31 protein-coding genes are annotated in these 26,530 nt (G+C 46.3%); 12 read left to right on the top strand and 19 right to left on the bottom strand.

Annotated elements, in window-relative coordinates; all coding sequences use genetic code 11:
* Positions 1 to 166: 166 nt before the first annotated feature.
* The 3 genes from AB2J24_RS06495 to AB2J24_RS06485 form a co-directional block, all read right to left on the bottom strand.
* The gene (locus tag AB2J24_RS06495) at positions 167 to 2,698 is read right to left on the bottom strand and encodes a methyl-accepting chemotaxis protein (protein WP_367384881.1); all 2,532 of its coding nucleotides are present in this window, start codon (positions 2,696 to 2,698) and stop codon (positions 167 to 169) included.
* Positions 2,699 to 3,085: 387 nt separating this feature from the next.
* Complete coding sequence (locus AB2J24_RS06490) at positions 3,086 to 4,495, bottom strand: PepSY-associated TM helix domain-containing protein (protein ID WP_367384880.1); 1,410 nt, start codon at positions 4,493 to 4,495, stop codon at positions 3,086 to 3,088.
* Positions 4,496 to 4,540: 45 nt separating this feature from the next.
* Complete coding sequence (locus tag AB2J24_RS06485) at positions 4,541 to 4,882, bottom strand: hypothetical protein (RefSeq protein WP_367384879.1); 342 nt, start codon at positions 4,880 to 4,882, stop codon at positions 4,541 to 4,543.
* Between the two features lie 157 nt (positions 4,883 to 5,039).
* Here AB2J24_RS06485 and AB2J24_RS06480 point away from each other — a divergent pair, with 157 nt between their 5' ends.
* Entirely contained in the window at positions 5,040 to 5,579 is a 540-nt protein-coding gene (locus tag AB2J24_RS06480) for a GNAT family N-acetyltransferase (RefSeq protein WP_367384878.1), read from the top strand.
* A 41-nt stretch (positions 5,580 to 5,620) separates the two neighbouring features.
* On the opposite strand, the gene AB2J24_RS06475 is transcribed toward AB2J24_RS06480, so the two are convergent.
* Positions 5,621 to 5,794 (bottom strand): hypothetical protein, encoded by a 174-nt coding sequence (locus AB2J24_RS06475; RefSeq protein WP_367384877.1) that lies wholly within the window; start codon positions 5,792 to 5,794, stop codon positions 5,621 to 5,623.
* 115 nt (positions 5,795 to 5,909) lie between these two features.
* On the opposite strand from AB2J24_RS06475, the gene AB2J24_RS06470 reads away from it, so the two are divergent.
* Positions 5,910 to 6,758, top strand: coding sequence for a LysR family transcriptional regulator (locus tag AB2J24_RS06470; protein WP_367384876.1), 849 nt, complete (start codon positions 5,910 to 5,912; stop codon positions 6,756 to 6,758).
* Between the two features lie 162 nt (positions 6,759 to 6,920).
* Here the strand turns inward: AB2J24_RS06470 and AB2J24_RS06465 are convergent, their stop codons facing one another.
* From AB2J24_RS06465 to AB2J24_RS06455, 3 genes are all read right to left on the bottom strand, one after another.
* Positions 6,921 to 7,529 carry an SCO family protein gene (locus AB2J24_RS06465; protein ID WP_367384875.1) on the bottom strand — a complete coding sequence of 203 codons (609 nt, stop codon included), beginning with the start codon at positions 7,527 to 7,529 and terminating at the stop codon, positions 6,921 to 6,923.
* The gene (locus tag AB2J24_RS06460) at positions 7,526 to 8,518 is read right to left on the bottom strand and encodes a DUF1775 domain-containing protein (protein WP_367384874.1); all 993 of its coding nucleotides are present in this window, start codon (positions 8,516 to 8,518) and stop codon (positions 7,526 to 7,528) included. Before AB2J24_RS06460 ends, AB2J24_RS06465 begins: the two co-directional genes overlap by 4 nt.
* A 126-nt stretch (positions 8,519 to 8,644) precedes the next feature.
* Positions 8,645 to 9,022: a hypothetical protein gene (locus tag AB2J24_RS06455; RefSeq protein ID WP_367384873.1), complete on the bottom strand. Its 378-nt coding sequence runs from the start codon at positions 9,020 to 9,022 to the stop codon at positions 8,645 to 8,647.
* Positions 9,023 to 9,239: 217 nt separating this feature from the next.
* Here AB2J24_RS06455 and AB2J24_RS06450 point away from each other — a divergent pair, with 217 nt between their 5' ends.
* Positions 9,240 to 9,740 (top strand): RrF2 family transcriptional regulator, encoded by a 501-nt coding sequence (locus AB2J24_RS06450; protein ID WP_367384872.1) that lies wholly within the window; start codon positions 9,240 to 9,242, stop codon positions 9,738 to 9,740.
* Between the two features lie 48 nt (positions 9,741 to 9,788).
* A complete protein-coding gene (locus tag AB2J24_RS06445; protein WP_162651463.1) occupies positions 9,789 to 10,235 on the top strand; it encodes a carboxymuconolactone decarboxylase family protein in 447 nt (148 codons plus the stop codon).
* A gap of 168 nt (positions 10,236 to 10,403) precedes the next feature.
* On the opposite strand, the gene AB2J24_RS06440 is transcribed toward AB2J24_RS06445, so the two are convergent.
* Positions 10,404 to 10,817, bottom strand: coding sequence for a MerR family transcriptional regulator (locus AB2J24_RS06440; protein WP_367384871.1), 414 nt, complete (start codon positions 10,815 to 10,817; stop codon positions 10,404 to 10,406).
* A gap of 86 nt (positions 10,818 to 10,903) precedes the next feature.
* Between AB2J24_RS06440 and AB2J24_RS06435 the strand changes: the two genes are divergently transcribed.
* Positions 10,904 to 11,560: a cation transporter gene (locus AB2J24_RS06435; protein WP_367384870.1), complete on the top strand. Its 657-nt coding sequence runs from the start codon at positions 10,904 to 10,906 to the stop codon at positions 11,558 to 11,560.
* A gap of 24 nt (positions 11,561 to 11,584) precedes the next feature.
* Here the strand turns inward: AB2J24_RS06435 and AB2J24_RS06430 are convergent, their stop codons facing one another.
* A complete protein-coding gene (locus AB2J24_RS06430; RefSeq protein WP_367384869.1) occupies positions 11,585 to 12,640 on the bottom strand; it encodes a flavin monoamine oxidase family protein in 1,056 nt (351 codons plus the stop codon).
* Positions 12,641 to 12,652: 12 nt separating this feature from the next.
* Positions 12,653 to 13,324, bottom strand: a complete 672-nt coding sequence (locus AB2J24_RS06425; protein WP_367384868.1) for an SDR family NAD(P)-dependent oxidoreductase — start codon at positions 13,322 to 13,324, stop codon at positions 12,653 to 12,655.
* Positions 13,325 to 13,478: 154 nt separating this feature from the next.
* On the opposite strand from AB2J24_RS06425, the gene AB2J24_RS06420 reads away from it, so the two are divergent.
* The 4 genes from AB2J24_RS06420 (at position 13,479) to AB2J24_RS06405 (ending at position 16,753) form a co-directional block, all read left to right on the top strand.
* Positions 13,479 to 14,027, top strand: a complete 549-nt coding sequence (locus AB2J24_RS06420) for a TetR/AcrR family transcriptional regulator (RefSeq protein WP_162651458.1) — start codon at positions 13,479 to 13,481, stop codon at positions 14,025 to 14,027.
* 312 nt (positions 14,028 to 14,339) lie between these two features.
* The gene (locus tag AB2J24_RS06415) at positions 14,340 to 15,086 is read left to right on the top strand and encodes a helix-turn-helix transcriptional regulator (protein WP_162651457.1); all 747 of its coding nucleotides are present in this window, start codon (positions 14,340 to 14,342) and stop codon (positions 15,084 to 15,086) included.
* A gap of 202 nt (positions 15,087 to 15,288) precedes the next feature.
* The gene (yghU, locus tag AB2J24_RS06410) at positions 15,289 to 16,149 is read left to right on the top strand and encodes a glutathione-dependent disulfide-bond oxidoreductase (protein ID WP_367384867.1); all 861 of its coding nucleotides are present in this window, start codon (positions 15,289 to 15,291) and stop codon (positions 16,147 to 16,149) included.
* A 193-nt stretch (positions 16,150 to 16,342) separates the two neighbouring features.
* On the top strand, positions 16,343 to 16,753 hold the full coding sequence (locus AB2J24_RS06405; RefSeq protein ID WP_367384866.1) for an ASCH domain-containing protein: 411 nt from the start codon (positions 16,343 to 16,345) through the stop codon (positions 16,751 to 16,753).
* A gap of 93 nt (positions 16,754 to 16,846) precedes the next feature.
* Here AB2J24_RS06405 and AB2J24_RS06400 read toward each other — a convergent pair whose 3' ends face one another.
* From AB2J24_RS06400 to AB2J24_RS06385, 4 genes are all read right to left on the bottom strand, one after another.
* Complete coding sequence (locus AB2J24_RS06400) at positions 16,847 to 17,260, bottom strand: DUF779 domain-containing protein (protein ID WP_367384865.1); 414 nt, start codon at positions 17,258 to 17,260, stop codon at positions 16,847 to 16,849.
* Positions 17,261 to 17,354: 94 nt separating this feature from the next.
* Positions 17,355 to 18,866 carry an aldehyde dehydrogenase gene (gene adh, locus AB2J24_RS06395; RefSeq protein WP_367385166.1) on the bottom strand — a complete coding sequence of 504 codons (1,512 nt, stop codon included), beginning with the start codon at positions 18,864 to 18,866 and terminating at the stop codon, positions 17,355 to 17,357.
* A gap of 168 nt (positions 18,867 to 19,034) precedes the next feature.
* Positions 19,035 to 19,979: a GAF domain-containing protein gene (locus AB2J24_RS06390; RefSeq protein WP_367384864.1), complete on the bottom strand. Its 945-nt coding sequence runs from the start codon at positions 19,977 to 19,979 to the stop codon at positions 19,035 to 19,037.
* Positions 19,980 to 20,168: 189 nt separating this feature from the next.
* On the bottom strand, positions 20,169 to 21,011 hold the full coding sequence (locus AB2J24_RS06385; protein WP_367384863.1) for a helix-turn-helix domain-containing protein: 843 nt from the start codon (positions 21,009 to 21,011) through the stop codon (positions 20,169 to 20,171).
* 124 nt (positions 21,012 to 21,135) lie between these two features.
* Here AB2J24_RS06385 and AB2J24_RS06380 point away from each other — a divergent pair, with 124 nt between their 5' ends.
* Complete coding sequence (locus AB2J24_RS06380) at positions 21,136 to 21,342, top strand: DUF2061 domain-containing protein (protein ID WP_367384862.1); 207 nt, start codon at positions 21,136 to 21,138, stop codon at positions 21,340 to 21,342.
* 55 nt (positions 21,343 to 21,397) lie between these two features.
* Here the strand turns inward: AB2J24_RS06380 and AB2J24_RS06375 are convergent, their stop codons facing one another.
* Positions 21,398 to 21,967, bottom strand: coding sequence for a TetR/AcrR family transcriptional regulator (locus AB2J24_RS06375; protein ID WP_162651449.1), 570 nt, complete (start codon positions 21,965 to 21,967; stop codon positions 21,398 to 21,400).
* Between the two features lie 75 nt (positions 21,968 to 22,042).
* On the opposite strand from AB2J24_RS06375, the gene AB2J24_RS06370 reads away from it, so the two are divergent.
* On the top strand, positions 22,043 to 22,834 hold the full coding sequence (locus AB2J24_RS06370; RefSeq protein WP_162651448.1) for a crotonase/enoyl-CoA hydratase family protein: 792 nt from the start codon (positions 22,043 to 22,045) through the stop codon (positions 22,832 to 22,834).
* 133 nt (positions 22,835 to 22,967) lie between these two features.
* On the opposite strand, the gene AB2J24_RS06365 is transcribed toward AB2J24_RS06370, so the two are convergent.
* Together AB2J24_RS06365 and AB2J24_RS06360 are read right to left on the bottom strand one after the other, a co-directional pair.
* Positions 22,968 to 23,342 carry a CZB domain-containing protein gene (locus AB2J24_RS06365; protein ID WP_367384861.1) on the bottom strand — a complete coding sequence of 125 codons (375 nt, stop codon included), beginning with the start codon at positions 23,340 to 23,342 and terminating at the stop codon, positions 22,968 to 22,970.
* A gap of 142 nt (positions 23,343 to 23,484) precedes the next feature.
* The gene (locus AB2J24_RS06360; RefSeq protein ID WP_367384860.1) at positions 23,485 to 23,907 is read right to left on the bottom strand and encodes a thioesterase family protein; all 423 of its coding nucleotides are present in this window, start codon (positions 23,905 to 23,907) and stop codon (positions 23,485 to 23,487) included.
* A 148-nt stretch (positions 23,908 to 24,055) separates the two neighbouring features.
* Here AB2J24_RS06360 and AB2J24_RS06355 point away from each other — a divergent pair, with 148 nt between their 5' ends.
* Entirely contained in the window at positions 24,056 to 24,931 is an 876-nt protein-coding gene (locus tag AB2J24_RS06355; RefSeq protein WP_367384859.1) for a DMT family transporter, read from the top strand.
* 2 nt (positions 24,932 to 24,933) lie between these two features.
* On the opposite strand, the gene AB2J24_RS06350 is transcribed toward AB2J24_RS06355, so the two are convergent.
* Both AB2J24_RS06350 and AB2J24_RS06345 read right to left on the bottom strand, forming a co-directional pair.
* Positions 24,934 to 25,650: a TVP38/TMEM64 family protein gene (locus AB2J24_RS06350; protein WP_367384858.1), complete on the bottom strand. Its 717-nt coding sequence runs from the start codon at positions 25,648 to 25,650 to the stop codon at positions 24,934 to 24,936.
* Positions 25,637 to 26,509, bottom strand: a complete 873-nt coding sequence (locus tag AB2J24_RS06345) for a LysR family transcriptional regulator (RefSeq protein ID WP_367384857.1) — start codon at positions 26,507 to 26,509, stop codon at positions 25,637 to 25,639. Before AB2J24_RS06345 ends, AB2J24_RS06350 begins: the two co-directional genes overlap by 14 nt.
* Positions 26,510 to 26,530: the final 21 nt, after the last annotated feature.

Genomic DNA, 26,530 nt, shown 5'->3' with positions numbered 1-26,530 from the left:
TGATTTCATTTGCATGTCCGCTCTCGAACATGTTTTTGCAGTTGCGGCAATAACACTATGTCCGCATACCAGCCCTTAGGGTGACATTTCGCACTAATCCGTAAACTACCCCAACTTGGTCGAGGACCCCGAGTTATTCGGGGATCCTGTTTATAATCGGAATACCTTAAGCTGCAGCGTTCTGTTTTGACGAATGTACGTGTTCATCATCCAGACGGAAGGCTGCAACAAGTTTGGTGAGACTTTCTGCTTCCTGTGCCAGAGTGTGACTAGATGAATTGGTTTCCTCCACCATGGTTGCATTTTTCTGGGTTACCTGGTCCATTTGATTAATGGCCGAATTGACTTCGCCGAGCCCAGTTGCCTGCTCGTTGCTGGCTCGTGCCATAGAGCTAATATTTTCTGAAATTTTCTCGACGTTCGAAATAATGCGAGTGATTGCATCTCCGGTTTCGCCGACATGGGTAACACCCTGATGAACCTCTTTGCCCGAATGATCAATCAATTCCTTGATTTCTTTGGCAGCATTGGCTGAGCGTCCGGCAAGCTCACGCACTTCCTGCGCCACCACTGCAAAACCACGGCCAGCTTCGCCCGCGCGAGCTGCTTCCACTCCGGCATTGAGCGCTAGAAGGTTAGTTTGGAATGCTATTTCATCAATCACACTGATGATCTGGTTGATTTTGCCTGATGCTTCCTCGATGCGGCTCATAGAATTAACGGCTCGGCCAACCACTTCGCCGGATTCGCGAGCGGCCTGTGTCGTTTCATTGGTAAGCTTTTCAACTTCTGCGGCGCGGTCTGACGATGCACGTACGGCTGCCGATACTTGATCAATAGCTGCTGCTGTCTCCTCTAGTGAAGCTGCTTGATGCTCAGTACGTTGAGCCAAATCATCGGCAGATGATTTCATTTGGTCACCGTTTTCCTGAATTGCGGTAGTATTGCTCCTGATCTGACCAAGTGCATCGCCCATTTTCGCCACCGATTCATTGAAATCCAGACGCAAAGTATCCAGTTCTCCGTTGAACGGCGTCTTGATTGTAGAAACGAGGTCACCTTGCGATAGATTGCGCAAGGCCTGACCTAGAGATTGCACAGCAAAGCGCACTTGCGAATCCGCTTCGGCCTTTTCCGTCTCAGATTTCTCACGCTCCTGATTTGCCAACCCACGAGCATGTTCACTTTCGTTCTCAACTCGGATTTTATCGACGGCGTTCACCTTAAAGACGTCAAGTGCACGAGCCATTTCGCCAATTTCATCAGCGCGGGTATTATCCGTGACATCTACATCCAAGTCACCATTTGCAACATCGCGCATGGCACGCACAAGTCTGCGGATCGGACCTTTGAGGGCATGTATGAGCATAAATGCAGCAAGCAGACCAAAGATTGTACCAACGGTCGCTGCCGACAAGGTAATCCCGTTTGCGCGGTCTTTGACGACGACAGTATTATCTTGTTGACTGCTGGCAAAGTTTATGATGCCGGACCATGCGTTATTGATGCGGTTAGATGCGTTGACAAACAGTTCACTTGCCGTTTCTTCCTTGGCTATTAAATTGGTCGTTAATGCCGGTAAAGAACTGAGGTGGTCTATCAGTTTATCGCCAATGGCTTGCATCAGTATTTCACTGCCATCAGAAAATTCTATGAGTTCTATACTCTGTTGGACGCTGCTAAGGCTGCCCGCCAATCTCTCACCCAGTGCTTGGTCTGGCTGGCCAAGAAATTCAACAATCGATAGCTGCAATGCGGCATTGTCTGATAAAAAATTCCGAGCATCGACGTTGGTCTGTTTACCCACAAGAATCGGCTCTTCGAGCTCCAGAAAATTAGTCGTCGCTTGTCGTGAAACTTGGGATGCCAGTCCATTCAGCTTGATTCGTGCTGAGCGTAACGCTTTTGCATATTTTTGTAATTTGATCTTAGTCGCTTTCCCGATGACGCCTTTATCGAGAGTTTTTAAAATGCCATCAATGTTGTAAGTAATATCGTTTTTGAGTGCCGGTTTATTCTTGGGAATTGCGTTGGAAAGATCGGTTTTCAGAGCACCAATAGAGTCTTTAAGTCCATTGGCTATTGCAAATACGTCTTCAGGAGTACCGTTGCCGGAAATAGCGTTCGTTATTTTACCAATTGATTTTGCGCTAACAGCAAGAACATCTGCCGAGACCAGTAGGTCTTTTGCAGCTTCTTCAGATGCAGCAAGTTCACTAGCGATGGTATCAATCGCAATATTAAGTCGTTTGCGAATGTTTTCTATCTCAATAATGACTTCTTGAAATGATGTGCGAACCTCTAATTCTTCACCGTGTACTGCCCACAAACTGTCAACGTCATTATGCAATTCTTCGGCAAGAGTGCGAGATTTGGACAGAGCATTTAATTCCTGCTCGTTTTCTGCCAAGGCCTGCATTTTGTCTAAACGCAACAGTTGCTCGTTCAAGCTTTGTACCACTGCTTCGCGTTTTTCCTCATTCTGTTCTTGCAGAAACTCGGTCATTTTTGCGTAAGTCTTTTTAAAACCACTCAAGGTTTCTATGCTTGCATTGGTGCCCACTAATCGATCACCCAGCATGGAACCAGTGTAGAGGTTGACAGCAGCCAAACCAATCATGGCCACAATCAAAGGAAGGATAAAGATAATAACTTTGGTTTGAATCGAAAAACGAGCAAGCAATTTATTTAAGGACATGGGGGGCCTGTCAAAAATTGTGATTAAAATGGAATTTGGGGTGAAATATTTACGGGATCTTCAATCTGTATAGCCAACTTGATCTAGTAATTTTCTTTAAAAATATGAATTAGTAACCTTAATAAAGGCTAAACGGGCCAGATTCTGAGTTAAACTTGATTTCTTCCGCAGTACTAATCGACACGTATTATTGAGTGGAAACTCCAATACTATCAATAAGTAGTTGCAGTATTTTGCTTCTCGTATTGCCCAAGAAAAATATGGATGCTGATCTGTTCATACAGTCCTTAAATCAGCCTAAAGAACCCCACGGGAACAATCTCGCGGGGTTCTTTGGTTGGTAGAAATGATTGTTTGCCGTTCAATTTGCCTGGCAAGCAATTTTGGCTAAGAAAAGGCCCGTTTCAACAATGGCACTTTTGAAATGATCAGTTGATCCAAAACCATGCCGGTTAAGATTGTAAGTCCGGCCAACGGAAATGCTAATGAAACACCTAAACCAACAAGCGCAGCACCCTGCCATAAAGGCATGTCTTTGGGCAGCTTTGGTGCTGCGAGCCGTACTGAGCCGGCAGGACGACGCTTCCACCACAACACGACGCTGCTAACACATAAGAAAAGCACAGATAGGCACACAAGCGTATTTGCCAAAACACTCCAAAGTCCCAATGTCCCCATATGAAGAGCAATACCAACAGCCATGGCCTTGCCTGCCCATGAGTAGTCCTCATAACGAACATCAGCAAGAACTTTGCCCGTATATTGGTCAACATGAACGGTACGATCTGACATGGGATCGCTACTATCAGTACTCATTGAGTCTCTGCTGAAAGTGTAAACACCGGCTTCATTTTTGGGCAGGTTCATCTGGTAGCGTTCTTCAAACCCGATTTTTCTCGCAAGCGCGTCCATTGTATCCAGATTAACTGGCGAGCCTTCGGGCAAAATGGCTTCTCCAACAATACTGCCGGAATTGGGCATTGGGGTCTGTTCAAGTGCCCAGGCAACTTCTTTCCGGCCATGGTTCATGCTGGCATGAGTTTCATCCGATAGTGGAACATTATCCCATTTCTCGGCGGGGAATGTGCTCCATGCCTGCACGAACTTTCCACCCCAGATACCTGTCCAGGCAAGGCCGGAGACCAAAAAGAACACCAGAAAGAAAGACAGCCAGATCCCGACAACCCCATGGAGGGATTTCCATGTAGCGCGACCGCCTTTGGCAAACGAGGGCAGGAGGGTTGCGCGCAGGCCCCGGCCTCTTGGCCACCACATATAAAGCCCGGTTGCAATCAGAACCATGCCAAGGGATGCAGCAATTTCCAGCATGCGATCGCCGGTCACACCCAGCATCAAGTCACTGTGAATATTATCAACAAAATCATACCAGCCGCTACGGCGGGGATGCTGGCCTGCGACAGTTCCCTGATAAGGGTCAACGGCAACCATAAATGCGTTCCCATCATGGCTCACCTGAAAAATTGCCGCTAAATCTTTTTCCAGCGGTGCCATATATTTAACAAGGCTTCCACCGGGTATTGCGGAAACGGCAGTTTTTGCCTGTTCTGATACGGGTAAAATGGTTTCTTGTATGGCAACAGGTATGCGTTCACCATCCCGACCATCGATAAAAGCGATCCAAGTCATACACATACCTGTTATGGCAAGGATCATGAAAAATGGAATGACATAAAGCCCGGCATAAAAATGCCAGCGCCATGCCGCGAAATACAGTTTATTCGTTTGGTTATCAGTTTCATCCGGCCTGATAATACCGTCAGCGTTCATTGTAGACATAAGCCACAACTCCCAAATTATTGATACTTTGATGTTATTTCGAAATCAAAGTGGGAGAGGTGGTGCGCGCGCTTTCTTTGAATAATGACGGTTCTCGGTAAGCCAATCGTACCGGGCATCATATTTATGATTGTAAAAAGAACCGAAATAGACAGATTCAGAGGAAAAATGTTGCTCGGCACTGGCTTCAACAATTTGGGATGACCACTCACATTGCGAATGGGTTGGTTCGTCCTTGTTGTCCTCTGGCGAAGTCGTTAGAGGGCCTGTTCCTGAGCAAATAACAATCTCAAAACCTTGCTTCGAGAAAGTAGGCATCGTACCAATTGAGAAGAAAACATATGCAAGTAGCGGCACCAGCAAAGGTGCAACTATAAGTGTTTTCACATCATAGTTTCTCAGGATTCTCAACATGACTTGTGGTTATCGTAAAAGCCGGGAAATTTCTATCCTAAAAACGTGTACCGCGACGAAAAGTCGGTTCCGCATCCTGGAGTAGGCTGATAAATTGATCAGAAGCTCTCGTTAAAACGGAAGGGAAGTGATGGAGTTCATTTCAGGTCACGCAGGCAGGCAATCGGAAATCGCAAACCTGTTTACATCAACATTTACAGCTTCTGAAGGTGAAAATGAAGGCAAGCTTGTCGGCGGGTTGGTCGCAGATATGATGCAAACAACGCCTGATGAGGATTTATTTGCTTTTTCCGCCATTGATAATCAAACGCTTGTCGGTGCCATCTTCTTTTCTCGCCTGATCTATAAGGATGATGAGCGCACGGTCTTTATTCTTTCACCTGTTGCAGTCAAAACTGATCAGCAAAAACGAGGTGTCGGTCAAAGATTGATAACTTATGGATTGGAGCAATTACGCGAACTGGGCGTTGATATTGCTCTGACTTATGGTGACCCGAACTATTATTCCAAGACGGGCTTTAGGCCCATTACAGAAGATTTTGCTAAAGCTCCGTTGAAACTAAGTCAGCCAGAAGGTTGGCTTGGGCAACCCCTGTCTGACAGCGGGTATCAACCGTTGATCGGAACATCGCAATGTGTCGAGGCGTTGAACAATAAAGAACTTTGGTAAGCCGATCAGATAATCTCCTGATGTCACATTATTGGGCATGTTTATTTACGCCTCAGAAAACGGCGACGATCAAATATTGCCTCAAGAAAGTTGGAAAACCAATATGGACCCCAACCGCCATGCTCCTGCATGAAAGCATCTTCTTCCCGTAGTTTTTGGCTTTTCCTTTCATTGGGGAAAGGACATGGTGGTGGACCTATATTTGGGCGCTCCATATCGATCTCCTTCTAACGTGTATAGTGATTGCAAGACTAATGACGTGCTTGACCTTGATGAAATTTACAGGATATTTAAGGGTGCTTAAATAAAACAAATTGAAGAGGTCTTTTCATGAGTGAAAAGATTGGTGTAGGTCAGAAAGTCGGTTGGTCGCGCGCAATGTGGGATGATTTACATCTCTTTCTTGCTGTTGCGCGGGAAGGGGGGTTGTCCCCTGCTGCAAAGGTTACCCAGCGCAGCCCGGCAACATTGGGCCGGCGAATGCTCGCACTCGAGAGATCACTTGGGCGCGAGCTGTTCGTACGCCATGATCGGGGTTACGAATTGACGTCCGAAGGGCGAACATTGCTTGACGATTTAAGTGATGTTGAAGCGCGGATGATACGGCTGACCACGAGACCAAGTGTACAGGAACGTCCACTGGTAAAGGTCTCGGCAGGAACGTGGACAACTCTGGCACTGCTCGGGAAGCTGGATGCGATTACAGCTTCGCCCGCCGATATCCGCTTGCGGTTTGTATCGGCGGAAAGTGCTCTGGATATATCTCACCGAGAAATGGTGATTGGAATTCGCAGTCGGCGGCCGACGGAAGAGGGGCTTGCAGGGCGGAAATTAGCACGCGTAGAATTTGCGCCCTATGCTACCAAGACTGCGCCGGAACGCTGGATCAAGGTGATTGGTGAAACGCCATCAGCAAGATGGTTGGCAAAGACTATTGGCAATGATGCTGTTTGCGAGATTAACTCACCGCGCAATTGCCTTGATCTGGCATTGGCGGGCAAAGGCATAGCTTTACTGCCAACATTCATTGGGGATGACCACAAGACATTATTGAGGGCAGGTTCGACAATATCCGAGTTGGCACATGATCGCTGGATTGTGACGCATCAGGATGACCGGCATCTGCCAGAAGTTCGGCGTACGATCGACAGATTATGCGATATTTTGCAGTCGCAGTGATTGATCTGCATTTCGTAATCGTGACTGAGAATGTTGTGTGCAGCTGTTATTGAGGCGCTTCTGATCTTGCCCAATAAACGAACTTTCCTTGTCGGACAGGTATTAAGGTTTGCCGCATTCAGACTTTAATTTGAACGCGGCAATTCCAGCTGTTTGCGTTTGCTAGTTTTTAACCAGATTACGCAATTTCTGCATAGCTGTTTCACCATTTTCCCGAAATGCGATAGTGCTCTTGAAGTTACCTTTCGCATCAACAAGAAATATAGAGGCAGTGTGATCCAAAGTGTAATCACCGTCATCCAAGGGTACTTTCTTCCAATAGACATGCCATGATTTAGCAAGCTTGAAGATTTCGTCAGGATTACCTGTGATGCCGATAATTCGGTCGGTGAAATTCTCAACATAAGATTTCATTACCTCCGGACTATCCCGCTCAGGGTCAACTGTTATAAAAAATGAATTGATGTCCTTGCCGTCTTCTCCCAGCGCGTCCAGCCAGCCTGATAATTCATAAAGGGTGGTTGGACAAACTTCTGGACAATGTGTAAATCCAAAAAATACAGCGGATGGCTTACCTGAAAGTACGGCCTCTGTAATAGCATTGCCATTATGATCTATTAGATCAAATGGTTTCCCTATTTTTGTATTAGACATAAATCCATTGTTAGTTCCCTTAAGAACAAACTGATAGGTAAGGGAAACAGCTACGATGAGGAGAAGGGCAACTATCGCTGCCCAAGCTCCTTTTCTCACTGAGCTGGAAGCACTCATTTTTTATGTCCGTGCCCGTGCTTGTGCGCGTGACCTTCGACAGTCTTGACCGGAAGCTCAAATTCAACCTTACCGGCTTTTTCAAACTCAAGTGTGATTGTGCGTGTCTCGCCGTCTTTCATCTGCTCACCGAGTTTCATAAACATGACATGCAATCCGCCAGCCTTTAGCGTGACTTCGCCTCCAGCCGGAATTTCCAGGCCACCAGCAACTTCACGCATTTTCATCACGTCGCCATCCATCTTCATTTCATGAATTTCGACTTTCCCTGCAAAGGATGCAGCAGCACCAATTAAACGATCCATCTCGGATCCCTTGTTTCGGATAACCATGTAACCGGCAGACACAGGTGCCTTCGGTGGTGTTGCGCGTATCATCGCAGACATGATTTCAAGATCGCCAATTTTAACGGTATCCATCATCTTGGTATCGTGATGATCACCATGACTTGCCGCTGCAGCATGAATCATAAGGCCAGGAGCTGGTCTTTTCAGGTCATGCGGGTCTTGTCCTTTTGCGGGGATTTCGCTCCATGATAAATTGCCGTCAGCACAGTTCTGTTCGATAGGGATGAATACTTTTTCTCCGGCAGGAAGACTATCCGTTAAACGAGCTTGAAATACGAATTCATCAAAATGTCCATTTTGTAACTCGCCTTCAGACCAGATAAGCTTTTTGACGCCCGATGTAATGGTTTTTCCGTGATTGGAGTATTTGCCAGAATAGTCACCTTCTACGGTTTCAAGCTGCCAGCCTGCTTTAGGCATTGGTTTGACTGAGATAATACCCTCTGGAATGGTGACGCTGACTTTTTGCGTGGCTTGGCCATCGCAACCATGCCCGATACGAACTGCTATTCTTTGATAGGTATTAACGGATGCTTCTTTTATATCCAAAACAGCGTGGGCATTGGCAAGCGGGCTGTAAATTGAAGTTGAAAAGGTTGCGATGAGCACAGTTGCGCTTAGTTTTGAAAAGAGGTTTCTCATTTTATTCTCCATAGACATAGATCGATGTCTTCGATCTTTACGTCTTACAATTAGGTTGATGTGTAATTTTGAGGTCTTTGGCAGCCAGCAAGAGTGGTGATCTTAAGGGTGCAGAAGACAGACCAGTTATATGGAGAGAGCAGGTGGGCCAGTTGGCGGAGCGCCAGCTAGTCTGATTGATTTTGATATAGCCGGGTTTTTATGCGCCGGACCTATAAAACGGATGCCGATGGCTGTTCTTGCAAACAAATGGGGTCGTTCAGGAAGAATGACCGAACTGGCAAGTGTGCAATATTCGCAGCCTTGCGATGTTGTAGTTTTTCCATCGCCTTGTCCACCGAAACAAATTACCGGAATTGTTCCATCGGGAAGGGCATATTCTGAAAGGTCGATAATGGGCGATGTGGGTGATGTAATGACTGGCCGATGCGCAAAGCCAATCCAAACCAGTGCGATGACACACAGGATGGATAGAGCATTACTGACGGTACGGCTTATATTCATGAACACCTTGCCAAATATAGACAAGATAATCATTAGCGGGTGAATAGGCGACTGACAACAAACCGATTTGTCGCAGTTCTGAATTATTGAGCCTAACCCTAGTGCACACCAAAATAAGAAAGGAACAAATGTTCGGCTTTGGCGATCTCACTCGAGCGCAATTGACAAAAATAGAATCATAGATAAAATGTATCCATGATTATGAGAGGATGCAAATATGAAGCTGGGTGATGGTGTGGAGCAGGCGATACATTCGGTGTCAGTCTTGGCGGGGTTGCCCGAAGGTGGATTATTGTCCGCAGCTGCCTTGGCCGAATTTCATGGGGTGTCGACGAGTTATCTGCTCAAGCATCTGCAATCTTTATCGCGTGCTGGTATTGTGAAAACCGTACCGGGACCAAAGGGTGGGTACTTGCTGGCTAAGCCCGCATCCAAAATTAGTCTTTTGGACGTTGTTCTTGCTGTTGAGGGACCAGAGCCAGCTTTTCGCTGTAAAGAAATCCGCCGGAACGGGCCAAACCCTTTGCTCGACAAATATTACAGATCACCATGCCAGATTAACGCGGCAATGCTGCGAGCTGAACAGGCCTATCGAAACGAGCTACGTTCGGTCACAATCGAGCAAATTAATGCACAGGTGCTTGCAAATGACGACGATGGTGCCATCCTCGCCCGCGGATGTAAGCTTATGGACATGCACTTGAGGCACCTCAGCTAAAGCTAATTCTTACACCAAAACCATACTTTTAAAAGGAAAGGAAACGATATGAAAACACGTCTTAACTTTGCGGAAGTTGCCCCCGATGGGCTGAAAGCAATTTATGGAATGGAGCAATATGTCTCCGGAAAATCTGGCCTTGACCCAAAGCTTATCCACCTTCTAAAACTTCGTGTATCGCAGATAAATGGCTGTGTGTATTGTGTAGACATGCATACAAAAGAAGCGCGAGAAGATGGCTTGAGCGAGCAATGGATCGCGCTTGTGTGCGTTTGGCGCGAAGCTGAAATTTTTACCGATCGTGAACGTGCCTTATTGGCATGGGCTGAGGCTTTGACCCTGCTGAGTGAGACTGGCGCGCCCGATGAAGATTATGAAAACCTTCTCAAAAATTTTACCAAAGAGGAATGCGTAAATCTATCTCTAGCTGTTAGCACGATCAATGTCTGGAACCGTATGGCAGTGGGTTTTAGAATGCAGCCAGAGGTAAGTTAGTATAGGATATATGTAAAGGTGGTTTTTGAACACCAGCCATAATATTACAGAGCAGCGATTTGGCCGACAATCAGCGTCGGTCAAATCAAATAAAGTGGCGGATATACTACTTCTGCAGTTAGTCACGTTGATTAAGCAAGTATTTGCTATTGCGCCGATCAAATTATCTCAATGTTCCCCCCGACATAGTGCATGGTCTGCAAGGCTATGAATAACTTGGCATTTGCCTATGCAGGTTTTAGCTGAAATTTGCGTGATGCGTTTTAGCTCATTCTCAAGCTTCCGTAATTTTTGAATTCGTGATTTCACTTCAGATAGATGATGTCTGGCAATTTCATGCGCTTCAATACAGGGGCGGTCAGGGTCTTCTTCCAGTGCTGTTAACTCGCGAATGTCATTAATTGAAAGACCAAGTTCGCGTGCATGGCGGATGAATGAAAGACGCTCTAGCCCTTTTTGTGTATAGCGCCGCTGGTTGCCTTTTGATCGCTCTGGTTTTGCAATTAGTCCCATATCTTCGTAGTATCGAATGGTTGGAATTTTGACTTGGCAGCGCTTAGATAAGTCTCCGATTGAAAACATTTCATTTTCCTCTTGAACCTCTAGTTACTAGAGGGATTATATGTGTTTCATAGAGTAGGACAAGTTCTTTTAAGAAGGCATGCGATATGGAATGCAATCGTGCAGATATCACAGTAAGTGAGCGCAAAGGCTCAGCATGTGGTTGCTCTGGAAATCCAAATTTTGACGGTATCGATAGCCGTTACAAAATGGTGTTATGGGTGGTTATTGCAATCAATGCCGCCATGTTCGTTGTCGAAATGGCGGCGGGGGAGTTGGCGGGTTCAAAAAGCTTACAGGCTGATGCGCTCGACTTTCTTGGTGACGCACTAACCTATGGGTTAAGCCTTTATGTCATTGGGATGAGCTTAAAAGTTCGTTCAACCGCAGCACTGTTTAAAGGGGCCAGTCTGGCACTTATGGGGCTATGGGTTCTTGGGTCAACAACCTACCAAATGTTGCTCGTGGGCGTTCCAAATGCGCAGATCATGGGCGGCGTTGGCTTTATGGCATTAGCGGCAAACATGGCCAGCGTATTGCTTCTCATGCGCTATAAAGATGGCGATGCAAATGTGCGCTCGGTATGGCTCTGCTCCCGCAACGACGCCATCGGTAATGTTGCCGTTCTGGCAGCAAGTGTTGTCGTTTATTTCGTCCAATCCGGCTGGCCCGACCTTATCGTCGCGCTGTTCATGTCATTATTGTTCTTACGCTCCGCCCAACAGATTTTGAGGCAGGCGTGGGGCGAATATTGGCAAGGCTGATGTCTAGCGATCATGGCAAGAAATTTAGAGCTGGTGAATAGCATTCTCCCCGGCTTCCAGCGCACCCTCCAAAAAGCCGCCAAACTGAGGTGCCGTTTCAGTACCCGATATTATGAGGCGGTTTCTCCAGATATCGTCGTGAATTGGGATTGAATGATAGTGAGGGTGGCTTTGAGGGCTGTTCGCGTCGGCATCGGTTGCAGTCAAGGTTTCTTCTGACCAATCCTCATAGAATGTATCGATGGGGTTGGCAGCTTTTTCGCCGAAAAGTGTGATTAGCTGGCGTGTGCAGGCTTGGATGATTTCGTCTTTTTGACCTTTGCGAGCCTCCGCCGGTACACCTAGGAAACCGAATATTGCGCCGTCGCGTGCGGGTGCATCGGGCGAGGCGTCATGCAGTTCGACCATTGGGCCAATATGACTTATGCCATCGCCAGAGAGCCCCATCTCTCGCCAGAAGGGGGCATCATATATTGCAATAAATTTCGCATGTGCCGCCATCCATGTAGGCGTGCCAGTCAATTTATGTGATAGGTTGTTGTCCAGCGCTGGTGTGAACTGGATATTCGCCGCTGCCAAGCGCGGAGGCAGGCAAAGCACAGCTTTGTTGACCTCCATTTCACCATCACTCAGATTTACTTTGGCACCTTCATCTATAGCGGTAATGGAATGGGCTTGCTGGTTCAATTGTAAACATGTTTGTGGCAAGCGCTCGACCAGAGCATCAATTATGCTCTGCTGTCCATTCCTGACGCGATAGGCTCCTTCCATTGTTGCCATATTGATATCGCGTCGAATGTTGCCTGATTGATCCTGAAATACCAGATTGCCCTTAGAGTATTGCGTGAAATATCCAATATCTAATTTACTGAGAAGATCTAGTATACGTGGTTGACCAGGCCAAAACCAAGCGGGCCCAAGGTCAAAGCGCGACCCTTTCTTACTTGCCTCAGATAAGATCCGGCCGCCGAACCGATTTCGTGCTTCGATGAGCTGAAAATCGCGACCCGCTTGGTGCAGACGATAAGCAAGGGCAAGGCCAGATAGTCCGCCGCCAATGATGAGAATATCGGTTTTCATGTTAGATCCAAGTCAAAAACTTTCAGACGCTGGTCTGAGGTCAAGCTCATGCGTCCAAACGGATTTTGGCTGATGGGAAAGATCAAAATATGCGTCGGCAAGCTCCGATGTTTTCATCATTCTGGCAGGGTCTAATGAATGTAGTTTTCTGCTTTCAGGCGTATCGATAATGCCGTCTAAAATCACATGCGCTACATGAATGTTCTGAGGGTGAAACTCACGCGCCAGAGATTGGGTTAGGCCACGCAAGGCGAACTTGGCTGATGCAAAGGCTGAAAACCTGTTACCACCGCGCAAGGAAGCCGTTGCGCCTGAGACGAGAAATGAACCACCACTATCGATCATATGAGGCAGGGTTGCTGCTGCAAGATTATGAGCAGTTAGAACCATGTTGCGCCATATATATTCAAACTCACCATCGGCCATATCAAGAAATGGTTTTATAGTGAGTTGAGCCGTATTATGGATGACTATTTTGGGTGTGCCAAATTGTTGTACCAAGTCCGAGACAATGCGCTTGGTCGCACTCAGATCAGTCAGATCGACTTGCTTAATGTTCGGGCGGTTGTCTCTGTTCGATCGGTTAAGGCCGGCGACAGTGTATCCTGCGTGGGAAAACCGCTCCATCAGACTTTGACCTAGTCCTTGGCCTGCACCTGCAATAATAACCAGTCCATTTTCCATGTTTGATCCACTGCTTCTTTTGATTGACTTATGCGACTTGCTTCATGCGGTGAAACAAGTATTATCTATCTAGTGATAGGTGACTTATTTTGTCAATACCTATCTTGTGATAGGCATGGATCAGTTGGTTAAACTTCTTAAGGAACATGGGTAAATGAATAAGCGTGATGAAATTTTGGATGTGACAGAAGCACTGATCCGTGAGCGTGGATATAATGCTGTCAGCGCACGTGAGGTTGCCAAAGCAACAAACATTAAATCATCAAGCGTTCATTACCATTTTCCCAATAAGAGCGATATGGTGTCTGCGGTGGTTGATCGATATACGAAAAATTTTTTGGATGCACTGGGTGCACCAGAACAGTTTTCAGACGCGGGGCGTGCAGATGTTGTTAGTCATTATGTTACTGCTTTTCGAGCTGCACTAACGGATAAAAATAGAGTATGTCTGTGTGCCATTCTGGGGGCCGAAACCGGTGGCTTGCCAGTCGAGGTGGTTGACGGTACACGAGACTTTTTTGCAAGAAATATCAAATGGTTATCGGATGCGATTGAATCAACGTATGATCAAGTTGAATCAGATCATAAACAAAGTACCCTAAGTCAGGCAACCCACATTTTGGCGTGTCTAGAAGGTGCAATGATTGTAAGTCGCACAATGGGCGATATTGATTACTTTGATCGCTCTGCAAACCTACTATAAATTGGTAAAAAACGAGCAACTGGATAGGGCTCTCCTATTTATGATCAGAGAGGCTACCAGTTGCTCGTTGACTTGAGAACCAAGTCGAAAGTTTGCGAGTGCCTGCTTGGGAGGTTTGCAAATAACGGTCAATAAGCTGCATTCTAAAATCATGATTGCAGAATGGTAGGTATAAATATTGATAGATTGCATTTTGTAAGATTTTTATACATCGATTCCTGATTTCAACCCAAGGCCTGTTTACCCGGTTATATTTTTATGTTCTATACAACCTATGAGTTTGAGTAAAAGATCTCTCTGGAGTTGGTTTGGGTGTATAGCAACAACTTTATAATTGATGCATTCACCACGATGCAAAATTCTAGAAGTGAAGAAGAGGGCTGGACCTCTATTCATGGAATTTTGCAACAGATTGGCGCCAGTCATCTGGTAGCAGGAAAAGCAACAAAGGCAGATCAATCTATCCTTTGGATGCGAACATCCATGAAAGATAGTTGGATGGAAGAATATTTAGACCGCCAGTACTATACAGCCGATACGATTATCATGAATGGAATAGATCGGTCAGCAGCGATAAATATCGTCTGTGGCGATATGCTTGTTCCGAACGAAAATCAAAATGCGCTTGAGAGGCAATTAAATTTAGGCTTGAAAGGTGCCGGTTATGGCGAATTACACGCAAAATCCTTCACCACGGATGATTGCCTATCGACCAAGTTCTCAACAATTTGCTTTGAAGACCACAAAGATATTTTAGATAGCATAAATCAGGTTCATGTTGGGCAAGTTCAGTCTCTTATGTCCATTTTTCTAGGTGAAAATATTTCCTCGCAATCGCCAGGACTTGTGAAACTTGGTGCACATGCGCTGTCGGGGCGCGAGCGCGATGTATTGGCTTATCTCTCGCAAGGCATGATGACTGCACAGATTGCAGAAAAGCTTGGTTTGGCAGACGTCACTGTTAATAAACATTTTAACAGTGCAAGAAAACGGTTAGGTGCCGCAACGCGTGAGCAGGCATTAGCAATCGCTATGGCGGCAGGTGTGATCAGCCTTTAGACAAGCGCCAGCACTAAGCGTTTGCCACTTTTTTGCCACAATCACGGTTTCGTGAATTGAAATGCAAATTGACTGCCCCCATCTGTAGGCAGAACAGAATTTCAAACGAATTTTAATCTAACAAACAGAACCAATTTTGGATGCAAAACACATGGTAGTTCATATCAAAATTGAGAAAAATCCAAATTGGAAAGGCAAAAGAATGAGCGAAGAAAATACATATGTACCACCAAAAGTGTGGACTTACGATGCAGAAAATGGCGGAGAATGGGCTTCAATCAATGCGCCAACTGCAGGCGCACGTGAAGACGTAGAGTTACCGAAGGGCAAGCATCCATTCCAACTTCATTCACTTGCCACACCAAATGGCCAGAAAGTGACCATCATGTTTGAAGAGCTTTTGGCTCTTGGCGAAACAGGTGCAGAATATGATGCGTTCCCGATTAACATCGGCAAGGGCGAACAATTCGGATCAGGTTTTGTTGGTGTAAATCCCAATTCCAAAATTCCGGCATTGATTGACAATTCAGGTGATGCACCGGTCAATGTGTTTGAATCTGGTTCCATTTTACTACATTTGGCGGATAAGTTTGGGCAGTTCATTCCAAAAGACGGGGCAGGTCGAGCCGAGGTTCTTAATTGGTTATTCTGGCAAATGGGTTCTGCGCCTTATCTTGGTGGCGGGTTTGGCCATTTTTATGCCTATGCTCCAGAGAAATTCGAATATCCGATTGACCGTTTTACAATGGAAGCAAAGCGCCAACTTGATGTTCTTGACAAGCAATTGGCAGATAACAAGTTCATTGCAGGGGATGAATATTCCATTGCCGATATTGCGATTTGGACATGGTATGGTGGGCTGGTACTTGGCCGTCTATATGATGCTGCCGAATTCTTGGATGTTAAATCCTATAAAAATGTTGTTCGTTGGGCAAAGGAGATCGATGCTCGCCCAGCCGTAAAACGCGGCATCATGGTCAACCGCTCTTGGGGTGACGATGAGAACAAACAAGTTCCTGAACGCCACAGCGCAGCAGACTTTGATGGCAAGGATCTATCTTAGGTCTGGACAGACGTCAGTTCTACTTTTCCGATGACATAAAACCGCCCCTGCGATATGTTCGTGGGGGCGTTTGTATGTGGGTGATTGTCACCACATTGAACCAAAGCTAAAGTAAAGAACGAGATTCATCACAACGTTTCATGATTTGTCTTATCGTATGTCTACATTACATATTAGTATCAAGGGAAATACAGTGACACTAGACGAGCTAAAGAAAAAATACCCGCATGCGGAAACATTCAAATTTGGTGATAGTCAGCAATTGTGCGACGATTTAATAAAACTTGTTCGTTCAGGCTTAAAAACGGCTACATGTGCGGCGCTGACGGATTTTGAAAACGGCTCAGAAGAGATGCCCGTTGTTGGAAGACGGGATATTTGTTTAAACTGGGACGGCACACCCGCTTTGGTCATTGAAACGGTTGAAGTCACGTTACAGCGTTACAGTGAAGTGAACGAAAGTTTTGCGTTAGCAGAGGGCGAAAACGATAGTTTGGAAGGGTGGAGACATGATCACAGGCTCTATTTTGAACGCAATGGCGGTTTTGACTTGGACATGAAGTTGGTCTGCGAACGTTTTCGCATGGTAGAGAATCTCGCATAGCGCCGATTAAGTTTTCGACAAAGGTGGTCATACGCCCGAACGAGATTACCCCTAAATACTCAAACAGAATAATTCGTGCGGATGAACAACGAGCTAGATCTCCAATGCGGCAAGCTCGTCATCAGAAAACATGCGTGAACGGGTCAGAAAACGCCTCTCTCGACCATTGTCTAAACTAAACATGCCGCCTCTACCGGGAACCACATCGATGATAAGCTGGGTATGCTTCCACGCTTCAAACTGTGAGCCGGATATCCAAACGTCAGCACCTTCAATCTCGCCCAACTTGACATCATTAACACCTATCTTGAACTCACCTTTGGGGTAGCACATGGGCGATGAACCATCGCAGCACCCGCCAGATTGATGAAACAGAACATCACCATGATCAGCCATGATTTCGCGTGTTAATTCTTTGGCTGCATCAGTAGCAGTCACACGCGTATTTGGCGCAGCACCCCCTGGCAAATCAGCATCTGTTGCACAGTGTATCTCAGTTTTTGACATAAGCTTGTCCTTGTAACTTGTCTGACGTCATCATTACCCTGAAAAAATCCGGCCCGCGCAAGATGGTCAAGGCGGGCCGCTTTATTGTCAGTTCTTAAAAGAAGCCAAGCTTGTTAGGATTGTAGCTTACAAGCATGTTTTTCGTTTGCTGGTAGTGGTTGAGCATCATTTTGTGTGTTTCACGACCAATGCCAGATTGCTTATAGCCACCAAACGCAGCATGTGCTGGGTAAGCGTGGTAGCAATTGGTCCACACACGCCCCGCCTGAATAGCACGACCAAAACGATAGCAGGTATTTTGGTCACGGCTCCACACGCCAGCACCAAGCCCATAAAGCGTGTCATTGGCAATCTCAAGCGCCTCATCTTCATCTTTGAAGGTTGTGACGGAAACGACAGGTCCAAAAATCTCTTCCTGGAAAACGCGCATTTTATTGTGCCCTTTTAAGATTGTTGGCTTGATGTAATAACCACCGGACAGGTCTCCGCCGTAATCTGCGGCACCGCCGCCGGTTAGAACCTCTGCGCCTTCCTGAGCGCCGATGTCAAAATAACTCAAGATCTTTTCTTGTTGCTCAGATGATGCCTGTGCACCCATCATGATGCCTTCAGCACGCGGATCGCCAGTTTTAATCGCTTCAGTGCGTTCAATGCATCGTGCGATAAACTCGTCATAAATGTCTTCGTGGATCAACGCGCGGCTAGGGCAGGTGCAAACTTCACCCTGATTAAGCGCAAACATCACAAAACCTTCAATCGCCTTATCAAGGAATGCATCATCCTCGCGCATAACATCTTTATGGAAGACATTTGGCGATTTGCCGCCAAGCTCCAACGTCACGGGGATCAGGTTCTCCGTCGCATATTGCATGATCATGCGGCCGGTTGTTGTCTCGCCCGTGAACGCGATTTTTGCAATTCTGTTTGATTGTGCAAGTGGTTTGCCAGCTTCCAAACCAAATCCATTGACAATATTGAGCACGCCAGCAGGCAAAACATCAGCAATCAGTTCCGCCCAAACCATAATTGTGGCAGGCGTTTGCTCGGCTGGTTTAATGACCACACAATTTCCGGCAGCAAGTGCAGGCGCAAGCTTCCACGCGGCCATCAATAATGGGAAATTCCACGGAATGATTTGCCCGACAACGCCAAGCGGTTCGTGAAAATGATAGGCAACTGTGTCATCATCCAATTCGCCCATTGTGCCTTCTTGCGCACGCACACACGATGCAAAATAGCGGAAATGATCAACAGCCAAAGGCAAATCTGCCGCCATTGTTTCGCGAATTGCTTTCCCGTTATCCCAGGTTTCGCATGTTGCCAGAAACTCAAGATTGGCTTCCATAATGTCGGCGATTTTGAGCAGCATATTTGCCCGCTCGGTGACCGATGTACGCGCCCAGGCATCTTTGGCAGCATGCGCTGCATCGAGTGCGGCATTGATATCGCTTTCATCAGAGCGTGCGATCTGGTTAATCACTGCGCCTGTGACGGGTGTTGTGTTATCAAAGTAACGACCATTTTTGGGTGCTACAAACTGTCCTCCAATGAAATTGTCATATTTTGTTTTAAATGGAGATGTTTGAAGACTCTCCGGTTTTAGCATCACATTCATGTCTTTCCTCCCTGTAATTAAAGCTGTGTAAGTCAGCAGCTACTAAGGAGGATGTCATGGGCGATATTGAATGTCAGGATGACCAATGGGGAGCAAATTTCAAACTGTCTCTTTGCTGAGACAGTTTTCTGCATTTGGTGATGTTGCGTTGGTTTTGTGTTAAATCAGACCAAAACGCTTCATGCGGCGATACATTGTGGCACGGCCAATATTCAGCGCACGTGCAGCTTGCGATACATTGCCACTTGAGCGGGTGAGGGCGCGAACCATGGCCGCTCGCTGGGCGCGGTCAAATGCTTCGAGCTTATCATCACTGCCGCCAAAAATATCTCTTGCGGCCATGGGTGCGAATTCGCCAAATTTCTCCCAACCAAATAGTTGGCGCGCATCTCGTGTTGCGCCAATGGCGACATCATCAGTATCAATGGCAATCAGTGCGTTCTTTTCTGTATCACCAGTATTGAGCAATGTGATACGTGCGCCCGAAAAAGTAGCGCGAAAATTATCACTCTCAATCTGCTTGGCTGACTGAGATACCATTGCTGCGATCATTTTATTGATTTCAGCGGTCTGATCAGCCCGAGCAGAAGAGATATTCAGCGCACCCATGATCCGACCATCCGAACCGTAAACTGGCGTATCAATGCAGCTCATAGCCGTATTTTTGGAGAAAAAATGCTGATCACGATGAATGATGAGGCTTCTATCTTCGGCAATGCAAGTTCCAATGCCGTTTGTACCTTCGCTTTGTTCACTCCAGTCAGCGCCAGCCATCAATCCCCATGACTGAAATGAGTTAAGATCGCCTTCTTTGCAGCGCTGATCAAGAATGACGCCTTCATTATCAGTCAGAAAGACCGCGCAACCCGATGCGCTGACCAGACCGAACAGTCGATCCAGCTTTGGCGATGCAATTTGCAAAAATTGCTCCATCGCCTCGCGCCGGTATGAAAGTTCCTGCTCGTCAACAATATCGCTACAGCGTTTGCCAGAGGGGTCCAAGCCATAACGCTGGACAGAGCGCGACCATGAAGCTGCGACTGAGCTGTGTGCTGCCGCCTTACGGGATTCAACAGTGGAAAGAACAAGATCTTCGTGTCTCATTGTAACTTCATATCTCAATTTAGAACAATTGTCATTTGATTATGCCTGCTCAATTCGTAGAGCGCCGTAGTGGAGAGTAGCATCGGGTGAGAAACTGTCTCACTTGCGAGACAGTCCATAAAAAATTCGGAATGTTTGGAATAAAGGTAGGGCCTTTACGCAATTGGACCGAACCATGACTATCCTAACTTATCGTTTTAGCAGCGAGTGAATATAGTCTGGGACATGTCGCGCATCGACTTTGGCTTCGCGGACAAGCCAATCAAAATGGTCGCTGAGAGAGCGAACGCGTTCTGTTTCACGAAAAGCCAGATAGCATTGGCCAACATAAATGACGGCAAGGCCCGGGCCAAAAATCGTAACAGGTGCGCTGAATACTTTATGCGCATCAAACAAAAAAAGCCGTAATCTGGGAAACATCTGGCTGCATGTATCTGCGATAAATTCCAACTGCTCATATCGAATTTTCTGTTCAAGTCCCTCATAATATGCTGTTCCTTCCGCACAGGCCTGTAATTCATGAATGGGCAACGAAATCTCGTAATCGGAAACGCCTGATTGCAACCAATTCAATTGGTCGCGTAGAGCTGTGATTGCCGGAATAACTGGCTGATCGAGAAATGATGAATATTCCCAGTTCAAAACACGTTCAGTTTTTAAAATATCTGGCAAAGTTGCTGGCACGTGGCGCACCTTATATCCCGCTGCCTCTTCGTGCCAACTTAGAAGTTGCTCATCGGTAGAGCTGCGCTCTGCCGGACGTAGCGCCATTGCCGCTGCGATAATGTCGCCCGGTCGCTCTGGCCTGTTCGTTAATCCCAAAAGCCAGTCGGCACTCACACCAAGCGCGGATGCCAGATCAGCAACGAGCTGGCCATTGGGTAATCGTGGTATATCCATATTGAGAAGCTGACCAATAGTAGAACGGTCAACGCCTGTTGTTCTGGCCAGTTCACTGCGAGAGGTCTTTTCTTGCTCCATCGCTTCAAGTAGACGTTGCTTGAACAGTTTGGAACGATCTCGTTTATCCATATAAATCACCATTGTTGATTTTAATCACCAAAAGAGATTTATTGCAGCGTAAAAACAAAATGTCCAGATCATAAAATTTGAACTAGCATTACGGCGTGAAAGTAAATCGTTACCGGAAGCTCAAATGGACACGAACAAACGACTCATCGTTAAATCGATCACCTGGCAACTTGCCGGACTAATTGCCATGACATTTATTGGTTACCTGTTTACCGGCTCGTTCACCGCTGGCGGTGGTATCGCTATTGTCAGCGCTATTGTCGGTTTTTTGTGCTATTTCTTTCACGAGAAGGCATGGTCGAAAATTGTGTGGGGGCGAGATAACGCCTAGCAATTTTGTTGCACCGGAAACTATCAAGTTAACTTGTTCGATACAGGATCGAAATTCACTCAAGGTTGATCATCATCCTTGCAGCGTGGCCAGCGGATTCTATATATGTTGGGTCACGGTGAACCAATACAGTTGAAAAAGCCCCATCCATCAGCAGCACAATCTGCCGCGCCAATTGTTCTGGATTATCAATGTCCTGTTGAGCGAATATATCCCGTAACCATTGCTCAAACTTCTTCTTATGTGCCGCGCCAACTTTCATCGCAGGATGGCCCGGCATGTTGGCTAATTCCGCCGCGGTTCGTAAAAATCCACAGCCTTTCCATTTTGGATGGCGGGCAGAGCGTGCCAAGTTTATGAATATCGCTTCAACTTTATCGGAGAGCTGACCTTCAGTTTCATCAAACCATTTTTTGTAAAGCGCAAGATTAGGTTGATCGCGTGATGCCAGATAAGCTTCGATAAGGTCATCTTTGCTTTTAAAATGATAATAGAGTGTTTTCTTGGTGATTCCGGCTTTGGCGGATATGGCATCGACGCTGACAGCGCGAATGCCCTCAGCATAAAATAATCGATTTGCAGCGTCCAGAATACGATCTTTTGCAGTGGGTTTTTTGGCAGGCATAATTATGTATACTCATTAGTGAGTGTATGTCAATTTAAACTCTTGATATGATTTCGTCATTTAATGGAGAACTTCATGTCTGAACCTGTAATTTACGAGAGCCATAAATCTATTGCGCTTTTGAAACTAAACCGTCCGAAAAAGTTGAACGCGCTGTCTTACGAAACAAATGACTTGCTTATGAATTTGCTGGATTTGATCGAAGAGGATGCAGACGTCCGTGCTGTTATTATCACTGGTGCGGGTGAGCGAGCCTTCTCAGCGGGCGGGGATATTCACGAATTTACCCAGAGCATTAAGGCTGGTGTGGATATTTCCGTCAAAGACTTTTGCAAACGTGGGCAGTCCATGACTGCGCGGCTTGAGGCATTCCCCAAACCCATTATCGCCGCCGTGAACGGTATTGCTTTCGGTGGTGGTTGTGAGATTACAGAAGCTGTTCATCTTGCCATTGCGAGCGAAAACGCGGTGTTTGCAAAACCGGAGATTAATATTGGAATTCCTCCAACTTTTGGTGGAACACAACGATTGCCAAGACTTGCTGGCCGCAAGCGAGCACTAGAACTTCTTTTGACAGGAGATACATTTTCGCCGCAGCGAGCCTATGAGCTCGGATTGGTCAATAAAGTTGTACCGCACGATCAATTATTACCGGCGGCATTTGATTTGGCGGAGCGCATTATCAAGCATTCACCTTTGGCCGCGTCCAGGATTATTGCCGCCGTGACGAGAGGGATCAATACGACAATTGAGGAAGGTCTTTTAATTGAGCGTGAGCAATTTGCCCGTATGGCCGCAACTTCTGATGTTCTTGCAGGCCTGGACGCCTGGATTGCGCGCCAACCTCCAAAATATACTGGAAGATAGAATGATTGTGCGCAGCATTAATCTGCGCGCCATCAAATTTCTTTTTAGTGACATTAGTCAGTTTATGGTGGCTATATCCCATTCAGCTTGAACCAAGGGACTGTCTACAAGGTGTTCCGACCGTGCTGAAGGATTAGCCGGTCAGCTCACCTTTCCATTTAGTGAGAGCCTTAGTAAGTATTTTCGAGCGGTCGGCAAATTCACCCTCAATCAGCTCGCCCGCTTGTTGCGCGCGTTGATTGACAGCGTGTTCCAGCACATCTGCCGCACAAACATGAAATTCTGCATGCAAACGACGAACGACTTGATATGGCTTGCCATTACGTGTCTGCGGATCGATAGATGGGCTGTAAAGCCATTTACCAAATTCGCATTGATCATCACATCTGACCTTGTCGGGCGTTATTTCAGAACTGCCGTGAGTGATGGCAGTTCTAAGCTTCATTTTCCAAGCGCCGTGTGCGCCTATTGCCTTTTGTATATTCTCTCTTATTGTGTTGTTTGACATTATCGTTCTCCTGTTTGCGGCAGGATTCGATCAAGATTTTCTTTACAAGTTATTAAGCCTATAAGATAAGGTCGTAATGCCGCACTCGCCTGCTAAACATGCTTGACGTGCCTGCGAAGTCAGGCCCAATTATCTATATATATCAGGCGTATTTGCGCGACTTATCAGCCACCATTTGATTGAATTTTTCAGCGTTGATAACCGCCCGTTTGTGGAGGCCTTTGCCGATTGTACCGGCATTATCTGATGCTGTAACCTCAAATGTTAGAACGCGTTTGCTTACATCTATGAGTTCCGCGTGCGCCGTGACTTCCATACCTGTTGGCGTTGGTGCGCTATGATCAACATTGATATCAATGCCAACGCTGTCTTCGCCATTATCAAGATGAGCTGCCATTAACTCGATGCAGCAAAGCTCCATAAAACCAACCATATAGGCTGTTGCAAAAACTTCCGGCATCGTGTGGAAGCTTTTAAAGTGCTCCGATACTTCCGGCACAGTCAGGCCTTTGGTCACAGTCACGCGCGTTTCATGTGTTAAACCCGCAATCATGGTGTCTTTCATCTTCAACTCTCCTCGATTTGGTTAAGGTTTTACATGGTTTTGCGGTTTAGGAAAATCAATTAATTCCTACGATTAACGTAAAAACCTCTAAAGAGGCGTCAGCCTGTTTTTGCTTTACAAAGTTTGCGAATTAGTTAGAGGTTTTACGATGTCCGGCAATCACTCCTTACCCAAACAAAATGCTCCACGTGGTATTTTCCTTCTGTCATTGGCAATGTTGCTTATTCCGGTGGTCGATACGATTGCCAAATACCTATCAGCAGAGCTTTCGCCGCTTTATCTTTCCTGGGCTCGATATTTTGCCGCTTCACTCTTCATCGTTCCCATTGCGATGCGCAAATTTGGCCGGAATATCTTTCCAAGGCGTAATATCAAATCACACTTTACGCGAACATTCTTCATAATTTCGGCAATGCTTTGCTTCTTTATATCCATTTCAACAACGCCTTTGGCGACCACAGTTGCGGTCACAATGATTGCGCCCATTGTTGCAACAGTCTTCGCGGTAATTGTTCTTAAAGAGAAGCTGACTTGGGTGAAAACCATCGCTTTGATCTTGGGGCTTTCAGGTGCCTTAATCATTATAAACCCGCGTGTTGAGATGGAAAATGGAGTTATTTTTGCAGCGCTTGCTGGCCTGTTTTATGGCTTGTATATGGTGACAACGCGTATGACAGCGCAAGCCAGTGATCCGATAAAAACACTTTGTTTCCAATGTGTTGTGGGAATGGTCTTTCTCATTCCTTTTGCTGTCCTAAATTGGTCAATGCCAACCACCGATCAGCTGCTTTTACTTCTATTTATGGGTATTGTTTCCATCACAGCCCACGGTATGACAATTTTGGCATTTCAATATGCGCAAGCATCAGTCTTATCACCATTCATATATCTGGAAATTGTTAGCGCAGCTATTTTGGGCTATTTTGTCTTTGCCGATGTTCCAGGAATTGCATTTTGGATAGGCACCACGATTATTGTCATTGCCGGTCTGCTGATTTCATTCACGCGTGAAAAATCAACGTAAAGTTAGGTCTTAATCCGGTTCCACTTGCGAAATAAAAACCAGCTGCCCCAACCGATGGCATACAAAAACATGGCGCCATAGATTGCCGGCATGGGATCATCCACACTTGAGACTGAGCCAGCATAGGATGCAATCGCCACATAGGGCAGAGTACCGATAAAATGGAAAAGCGCATAACGTCCAAACTTCATATTGGTCGCGCCAGCCAGCAATGCGCATATTTCTGGCACCATAGGGGCAGCACGCGCTAGCGTTATCATTAGTGGACCATGGGTGTGGAATGTTGCTGTAAGGTCAATGATATCTGCATCATTCCGGATAATTTTCCCAATCGCAGGTTCACCCCATCTTCCACCCATCACATAGCCTAAAAATGTTGCGCAACTTGTGCCGATTAGCGCAATAAGTGCACCTTGTGGGAATCCTAGAAAAAAGCCAGCCAAAAGCGTAATTGTAAGCGTTGGAACGGTAATGAATATATCGACGCATAACAGGACAATGATCATGGCAGACAATGTTAGCGCATCAATCTCGCTGGCGCCTTGTAGCCCCAATGTCACATTCTCCACTGTCAAAATACCAAAAAACTGCCCAAGAATGAACAGGACGGCGAAAAATGCCAGCAATATACCCATAATTTTTAATAGCGGTTTCAGATCAATAAAGCTTTCATTGAGTTGGCCGGATAGAGTGTCATACAGCCGTTTACAGGTTCGCACGATTGGCTTTTAAGATATTCATGAACGCTTGTATCTTGGGTGAACGATGAAGGTCTACATGTGTAACAAGCCACGATTTTGTTGCCCATTCAGGTCTGGATGGCATGATTTCGACCAGATCATCATGAGGTGTAACTTCACGGACCGTAAGAAAACCGATGCCGTTGCCACCGCGCACTGCCTGAATGCTAATGGGGACATGATTACTGGCAAAAGCAATGTTATCAGGCCCAACATGTTGCGTTAGCCATTTGTAAAACGGTGCCCGCGGATTTGCATCCATTGGGCCAACAAAATGATGATTCGGGAAATCATCGATTGAAGTAGGTTTGCCATATTTTGCAACATAGCTTTTGGCGGCGTAAAGCGCGACGTCAAGGTCGATAAATGGCTGCACTACATTGTCCGGGTTTTGCGGTTCTGAACCGGCACGAAACGCAATATGTGCTTCACCATATTCAAGTTTCATCACATCACCAGTTTGCAGAAATTTCGTTTTTACCTGCGGATGTTGCTCTCGGAATTCTGCAAGAAGCGGTAGGATATAAGGTGCAAGCGCTTCAATTGACGTAACGATCAGATCGCCTGTAAGTTCCGTTGAATGTTTGTCGGATATGCGTCGAAGCTGTGAGAATTGTTCATCTGTTGCTTCTGCAATTCTGAGCAATTCTTGCCCCAGCTCTGTGGGGGTGAACCCGCGTGTATGCCGCTGAAAAAGCTTACCACCCAAGGAGCTTTCCAACGCATCAATATGGCGGGTGACGGTAGCTCTGTGTACGCCCAACACTTCTGATGCCGCACTAATGGTGCCTAATTTGGCAACCTGTGCGGCCGTACGAATTTCATTCCAGTTATCCAAAAGAGCCTCGCTTCAATCGCC

Origin of the sequence: Lentilitoribacter sp. EG35 (assembly GCF_040784015.1) — a bacterium.
In the GTDB taxonomy this organism is placed as follows: Bacteria; Pseudomonadota; Alphaproteobacteria; order Rhizobiales; family Rhizobiaceae; genus Lentilitoribacter.
This window is presented reverse-complemented; position numbering and strand designations above follow the sequence as displayed.